This window comes from Mesorhizobium sp. M4B.F.Ca.ET.214.01.1.1, assembly GCF_004791545.1.
In the GTDB taxonomy this organism is placed as follows: domain Bacteria; phylum Pseudomonadota; class Alphaproteobacteria; order Rhizobiales; family Rhizobiaceae; genus Mesorhizobium; species Mesorhizobium abyssinicae.
On the sequence record NZ_SRUX01000122.1, the window covers coordinates 1 to 366 of the forward strand.

1 protein-coding gene is annotated in these 366 nt (G+C 65.0%); it reads right to left on the reverse strand.

Going from position 1 to position 366, the window contains the following annotated elements; genetic code table 11:
* On the reverse strand, positions 1 to 366 hold a 366-nt coding region (gene moaC, locus EN857_RS33570), incomplete at both ends, for a cyclic pyranopterin monophosphate synthase MoaC (protein WP_135897693.1).

Sequence of the window (366 nt, forward strand, 5' to 3'; positions counted from 1 at the left end):
GTCGTAGATGGTGAGGCAAGCGACCGAGGCGGCGGTCAGCGCCTCCATCTCTACCCCCGTCTTGCCGGTGACGCGGGCGAGCGCCGTGACCTTCAGGCCAGGCAACGCACGATCAGGTTCGATCTCGACGGCCACTTTGGTCAGAAGCAGCGGATGGCAAAGCGGGATCAGCTCATGCGTCTTCTTCGCTGCCATGATCCCGGCGATGCGGGCGGTGCCCAGCACATCGCCCTTCTTGGCGTCGCCGGCCAGAATCATCTCCAACGTTTCGGGCCGCATGGTGACGAAACCTTCGGCGATCGCCGTGCGGGTCGTCTCGGCCTTGTCGCCGACATCGACCATGTTGGCTTCGCCCTTGGCGCCGAG